The organism is Parvibaculum sp., assembly GCF_049672805.1.
Taxonomy (GTDB): domain Bacteria; phylum Pseudomonadota; class Alphaproteobacteria; order Parvibaculales; family Parvibaculaceae; genus Parvibaculum.
The window spans coordinates 1-5,803 of record NZ_JBATWS010000417.1 but is presented as its reverse complement, the minus strand read 5'-3'; the positions used below and the strand labels follow the sequence as shown (position 1 = coordinate 5,803).

Below are 5,803 nucleotides of genomic sequence, written 5' to 3'. Positions count from 1 at the left end.
CCGGCGGCAACCGCGTGACCATTCTGCGCGATGCCGATGGCGACGGCACTTATGAATATCGCGGCATCTTTGCGGGCGATCTCAACGCGCCTTACGGCCTCGCCTTTGCGAATGACACGATCTATGTCGCCAATCAGGACGCGTTGGTGCGCTTCGACTATCGGCCCGGCCAGTTGGAGGCGAGCGGCCCGCCCGAAAAGGTGGTGGACCTGCCCTCGCAGCTCAACCATCACTGGACCAAGGCCATGACGGCAAGCGCCGATGGCCGCTACCTCTTTGTCGGCATCGGTTCGAACAGCAACATCACAGAGCGCGGCATGGCGGCGGAAGTGGACCGCGCGGTCGTCTGGCAGATAGAGGCGGAAACGGGTTTCCACCGGCAATATGCAACAGGGCTTCGCAACCCGACCGCGCTGGCGATCCAGCCCGGCACGGACACGCTCTGGGCCGTGGTGAATGAGCGCGACGAGATCGGCCCGAACCTCGTGCCGGATTATCTGACCTCCGTGCAGCAGGGCGGCTTTTATGGCTGGCCCTATGCCTATTGGGGCCGGAATGTGGATTACCGCGCCCAGCCGCAGGATGCGGAAAAGGTCGCCTCCACCATCACGCCGGATTATGCGCTCGGCTCCCATGTGGCAGCCCTCGGCCTTGATTTCTCCACGGCAGCGCTCGGCCCCCGCTTCGCCAATGGTGCCTTTGTCGGCCAGCATGGTAGCTGGAACCGCAATCCGCCGTCTGGCTACAAGGTCGTCTTCGTGCCCTTCGAAAATGGCATGCCTTCGGGCGATCCGGTGGATTTCGCGACCGGCTTCCTAACCGAGGATGGCAATGCGCGCGGCCGCCCCGTCGGTGTGACGGTGGACCCGCGCGGCGCGGTGATCGTGGCGGATGACCTCTCCAATATCGTCTGGCGGATCACGCCGACCGAGCCCGTGGCCATGCCCGAGCCGCAGGCGGAAGCTGAACCCGCAGCGCAAGATGAGGCGGAATCCGGCGCTTCAGGGGAGGAAGAAATCCTTCTCCCTGATCCCCGCTAGGAGGGTATCTGAGGAAAACTGGCGGATTTCCGCCATTTTCTTCCGGATAAGCCGCGAAAAAAGCTGGCTTGCCCGCCGCCTTGCCCGGTGGCAGCATCCGCCCCATGAGTGAAACCGACAAATCATCCGCCGTCGGGGCTGAGCCCGCGCCGCAGACAGGCGCGGGGCGGAAGCCCCGCAAGTTCCTCGTCATCGCAGACGGGACGCCCGAATCAGAAGTCGCTCTCCATTTCGCCAGCCTCCGCGCACTCCACACAAACGGTGTGGTGACGATCCTCGCCGTGATCGAGCCGGGAGAGGCTTCGCAGCAATGGCTGGGCGTGAAAAACATCATGCAGGAGGAAGCGCGCGCGGAAGCCGAAGAACTGCTCCACCGCCTCGCCACCCATGTGCATGACTATGCGGGCATCATGCCGGAACTGCTGATCCGCGAGGGGCGGCGCGACGAGCAGTTGATGCAGCTTATCAAGGAAGACAGGGATATCGCGATCCTCGTGCTCGCGACCGGCAGCGGCAAGGAAGGCCCGGGCCCGCTGGTCAGCATGGTGGCGGCCGCCTCCGACAAGGCATTTCCGATCCCCGTCACGGTGGTACCCGGCACGCTCAGCGAAGAAGCGCTCCGCCTTCTCGCCTGACGCTTTCGCGGTTTTGCCGGTGTTTCCCGGCTATTGTGGCATCCGGGGTGCCGTCAGCAGGCCTTCCATGCGGCAACAAGCGTCTCTGCCTTCCCTTGATTCCGGCGTCCCGCCGGTCCATCTATAGGCGGCGCGGCTGGCCCGCGCCCTGCGATCATGTTGCAAAGGGTTTCCCGATGTTTATCCAGACCGAGGCGACGCCCAATCCGGCGACCTTGAAGTTTTTGCCCGGCCGCGAAGTGCTGGGCGAAGGTCGCGCGGCTGATTTTCCCACGCGGGATGCCGCCGAGCGCTCGCCGCTCGCCATGCGTCTTTTCGCGGTGGAACATGTGGCCGGTGTCTTTTTCGGCAGCGATTTCATCACAGTCACCAAATCGGGTGGCGAGTGGCAGCATATGAAGCCGGCTCTGCTCGGTGCGATCATGGAGCATTTCACCAGCGGCGCGCCTATTCTGTTTGCCGTCGGCAGCAGCGATGACAAGGACGGCCATGCCGCGCATGAAGGCGAGGATGCCGAGATCGTGTCGCAGATCAAGGAAGTGCTTGATACGCGCGTCCGCCCCGCCGTTGCGCAGGATGGCGGCGACATTACCTTTCAGGGCTATGAGGACGGCATCGTCTTCATCAACATGCAGGGTGCCTGTGCAGGCTGCCCCTCCTCCACCATCACGCTGAAGCGTGGCGTGGAGAACATGCTGAAGCATTACGTGCCCGAAGTCGTCGAAGTGCGTCAGGTCTGACGTCCTCGACCGCGCTCTCGCGGCGCAGCCAAATCATCATTCTCCGGAGAACAGGCATGAGCCGCACGCTTGATGACAAGTCGCTCGACATTATTTTCCGCGAAGCGCGCACACATAATGCGTGGACGGACAAACCCGTATCGGACGAGACGCTGAAGGCGCTTTACGATCTGATGAAATGGGGGCCGACCAGCGCCAACTGCTCGCCCGCGCGCATCATCTTCGTGAAGTCGAAAGAGGCAAAGGAAAAGCTCGCCACGGTTGTCTCCGCCGGCAATCTCGAAAAGACCATGGCCGCCCCCGTCACGGCGCTGCTCGGCTATGACGTCGAGTTCTATGAGCGCCTGCCGGAACTTTTCCCGCATGATCTGACAGCAAAGACCTGGTTCAACTGGTCGGCGGAATGGGCAGAGCAGACCGCCTTCCGCAACGGGTCGTTGCAGGGCGCCTATTTCATGATTGCCGCGCGTTCGCTCGGCCTTGATTGCGGCCCCATGTCCGGCTTCGACATGAAGAAGGCGGATGAGGTGTTTTTCGCAGGCACGACGATCAAGTCGAATTTCCTCTGCAATCTCGGCTATGGCGACCCGAAAGGGCTTTTCCCGCGCAGTCCGCGCCTCTCCTTCGATGATGCCTGCAAGATCATCTGATCTGATCTTTAATCCGTAGACGGAGAATCTCCCCCTTGATCCTGCTTGCCTTCGATACGGCGCAAGGCGCGCTCTCGGCGGCTGTGAGCGACGGCGGCGATCTCCATGTGGCGCATTTCGAAGAGCGTACGCGCGGCCATGCGGAAGCACTGATGCCGCTTGTGGACTGCGTGCTGAAAGAAGCAGGCATCGGCTTTGCCGATCTCGATGCGCTGGCTGTCACGGTTGGTCCCGGCACTTTCACCGGGCTTCGTGTCGGCCTTGCCGCGGCGCGCGGTCTTGCGCTTGCCCGCTCTCTCCCGCTTGTCGGGGTGACGACGCTTGAAGCCATTGCAGAACCTGCAGGTGCTGCGGCGGATGAAATCACCATCGCGACATTCGATGCGCGGCGCGATGAAATCTATATGCAGGCTTTTGCAAATGATCTCGAAGCCCTGACGCCACCGCTTCTGCCGGGGCTTGGCGAGGCAGAGGCGCATCTGCCGCAAGGAAATCTTCTGCTGGTGGGCACAGGCGCGCCGCTTCTTGCTGAAAGGCTTGAGAAGGGGGCGAGGTCTTTCCGCCTGTCTCCTGCCCGCCCGCAGCCCGATGCTGCAGCCTTGCTGCGCATTGCACGCTCACGGATCGAGGCGCAGGGGCTTGACGCATTCCGCGTCGCACCGGAGCCGCTTTATATCCGCGCGCCCGATGCAAAGCTCCCCGGCGGGCGCGATCCGGGTGAGGCCGCATGAGCGGCGAGAGCACAAAGCCCCGCCCGGCAGATGCCTCGCTTGCTGCACCCATGGCGGTACTTCATGGCGCCTGTTTCGACGAGGCCTGGGACGCTTCTTCCATCACGCGGCTTCTCGCCATGCCCGGCGCCTTTGCCTATGTCGCCGATGCAGCAGAGGGCGGGCTTGACGGGCTGGTGATTGCGCGGCTCGGCGGCGGTGAAGCGGAAATCCTCACCATCGGCGTTCATCCGCAGGCGCGCGGCAGGGGGCTTGGCCGTCTTCTTCTCGAAGTGGCAGCGGCTCATGCGGTGGCAGGCGGGGCGGAAGCGCTCTTCCTCGAAGTCGCCGAAGACAATCTCCCCGCGCGCCGCCTCTATGAAACCTGCGGCTTTGTCGTGGTTGGCAGGCGCCCCGGCTACTATCGCCGCAAGGATGGCGCGGTCGCCGCGCAGACGCTGAAGTTCGACCTGCCGCCGCCTGTCACCCTGTCATAAATCCTTGATCGGAGAAGGGTTTTTCACCCGATAGTGATCGCGCGAAAAGGTGCGTGAGGATGACAAGCACAGGGCGGTTGGCTATGATGCGCGAAATGACCGAAAAATTTACAGCCTTGCGCCCCGAAGACACGCCTGCCGACCCGGAACGGATCGAAAATCTTTGCATCGATAAAGGGATGCGGATGACGGATCAGCGCCGCGTGATTGCGCGCGTTCTTTCCGTCGCAACCGATCACCCGGATGTGGAAGAGGTCTATCGTCGCGCTGCTGCCGTGGACAACAAGATCTCGATCGCCACTGTCTATCGCACGGTGCGTCTCTTTGAAGAGGCGGGCATTCTGGAGCGCCATGATTTCCGCGATGGCCGCTCGCGCTATGAGCAGGTGCAGGACGAACATCACGATCACCTGATCGATCTGCAAACCGGCACCGTCATCGAATTCCACAATGAGGAAATCGAACGGCTGCAGCAGATCATCGCGCGCGAGCTTGGCTATGAGCTTGTCGATCATCGGCTCGAGCTTTATGGCGTACCGCTCAACCGCACAAAAAAGCCCGAAGCCGGGAACCAGGAATAAGGCTGGTCGGAATCCGGCCCGAGGGGTGGAAGACGCATATGGCAACCGCGCGCGCTGCCGTTCTTCTCGCAGGTTTCATGCTGTCGGCACTCATTCTGATGCCGGTGCAATGGGCAGGGCTGAAATTCGGCCTGTCCTATGCGGACACGCTGCCGAACCGCTATCACCGTTTCCTATGCTGGCTGGTCGGCATCCGCGTTGTTCGCCGTGGCGAGCCCTATCGCAAGGGCGCCTGCCTGATCGTCGCCAACCACACCTCATGGCTGGATATTCCCGTCATCGCCTCGCTTGAGCCCTGCTCCTTTGTTGCGAAAAGCGAAGTGGCGGGCTGGCCCTTTTTCGGCACGCTGGCAAAACTTCAGCGCACCGTCTTTGTGGAGCGCGAGCGCCGCACCCGCACCACCCATTCGCGCAATGAAATCCATTCGCGCATTGCCGAGGGCGACCGGCTGGTGCTTTTCCCCGAGGGCACCTCGAGCGATGGCAACCGCGTACTGCCTTTCAAGAGCGCGCTGATGAGCGTCGCCCAGCTCACCATCGTCAATGGCGAGGAAGACCGGGAGGACGATCTCGTCGTCCAGCCGCTTTCCGTCGCCTATACCAGGCTTTATGGCATGCCGATGGGCCGCTATTTCCGGCCCTTTTTCGCCTGGTATGGGGATATGGAGCTTTTCCCCCATCTCTGGGAGGCATTCACGCTCGGCCCCATCGAGGTGGTGGTGGAGTATCACAAGCCTGTCACCATCCGCGAAATCGGCAATCGCAAGGCGCTCGCCGCCTATTGCGAGGACCGCTGCCGGGAGGGGCTTATCCGGGCGCTGCGGGGCGGAACACCCGCTAAAGCTCCCGAAGCCGTGATGGAAGAGCCCGCCCAACCGCTTGCGGCAGGGGCCTGAGACGGGCTATTGAGGCCCAAAGCGGTCGCAGAAGCCGGCCGATCCGTGATAGGC

Annotated in this window: 8 protein-coding genes; all 8 read left to right on the top strand. The window is 62.5% G+C overall.

The window, feature by feature from the left end:
- The coding region (locus tag WBF74_RS12930) for a PQQ-dependent sugar dehydrogenase (RefSeq protein WP_424440563.1) at window positions 1-1,040 on the top strand (1,040 nt) is incomplete at its 5' end.
- 104 nt (window positions 1,041-1,144) lie between these two features.
- Window positions 1,145-1,675: a universal stress protein gene (locus tag WBF74_RS12925; RefSeq protein WP_424440561.1), complete on the top strand. Its 531-nt coding sequence runs from the start codon at window positions 1,145-1,147 to the stop codon at window positions 1,673-1,675.
- A gap of 176 nt (window positions 1,676-1,851) precedes the next feature.
- Window positions 1,852-2,415, top strand: a complete 564-nt coding sequence (locus WBF74_RS12920) for a NifU family protein (RefSeq protein WP_424440559.1) — start codon at window positions 1,852-1,854, stop codon at window positions 2,413-2,415.
- 56 nt (window positions 2,416-2,471) lie between these two features.
- Entirely contained in the window at window positions 2,472-3,065 is a 594-nt protein-coding gene (locus tag WBF74_RS12915; RefSeq protein WP_424440557.1) for a malonic semialdehyde reductase, read from the top strand.
- 35 nt (window positions 3,066-3,100) lie between these two features.
- Entirely contained in the window at window positions 3,101-3,796 is a 696-nt protein-coding gene (gene tsaB, locus WBF74_RS12910; RefSeq protein ID WP_424440555.1) for a tRNA (adenosine(37)-N6)-threonylcarbamoyltransferase complex dimerization subunit type 1 TsaB, read from the top strand.
- Entirely contained in the window at window positions 3,793-4,272 is a 480-nt protein-coding gene (locus tag WBF74_RS12905; RefSeq protein WP_424440553.1) for a GNAT family N-acetyltransferase, read from the top strand. Before tsaB ends, WBF74_RS12905 begins: the two co-directional genes overlap by 4 nt.
- Window positions 4,273-4,367: 95 nt before the next feature.
- A complete protein-coding gene (locus WBF74_RS12900; RefSeq protein ID WP_424440551.1) occupies window positions 4,368-4,853 on the top strand; it encodes a Fur family transcriptional regulator in 486 nt (161 codons plus the stop codon).
- Between the two features lie 38 nt (window positions 4,854-4,891).
- Window positions 4,892-5,749, top strand: coding sequence for a lysophospholipid acyltransferase family protein (locus WBF74_RS12895; RefSeq protein WP_424440549.1), 858 nt, complete (start codon window positions 4,892-4,894; stop codon window positions 5,747-5,749).
- The last annotated feature ends 54 nt before the right edge of the window (window positions 5,750-5,803 follow it).

What these genes read in the sequence shown, in the direction of transcription:
- WBF74_RS12915 (WP_424440557.1), top strand. Translation starts at nt 2,472, where the DNA reads ATGAGCCGCACGCTTGATGACAAGTCGCTCGACATTATTTTCCGCGAA.
- WBF74_RS12900 (WP_424440551.1), top strand. Translation starts at nt 4,368, where the DNA reads ATGACCGAAAAATTTACAGCCTTGCGCCCCGAAGACACGCCTGCCGAC.
- WBF74_RS12920 (WP_424440559.1), top strand. Translation starts at nt 1,852, where the DNA reads ATGTTTATCCAGACCGAGGCGACGCCCAATCCGGCGACCTTGAAGTTT.
- WBF74_RS12905 (WP_424440553.1), top strand. Translation starts at nt 3,793, where the DNA reads ATGAGCGGCGAGAGCACAAAGCCCCGCCCGGCAGATGCCTCGCTTGCT.
- WBF74_RS12895 (WP_424440549.1), top strand. Translation starts at nt 4,892, where the DNA reads ATGGCAACCGCGCGCGCTGCCGTTCTTCTCGCAGGTTTCATGCTGTCG.
- WBF74_RS12925 (WP_424440561.1), top strand. Translation starts at nt 1,145, where the DNA reads ATGAGTGAAACCGACAAATCATCCGCCGTCGGGGCTGAGCCCGCGCCG.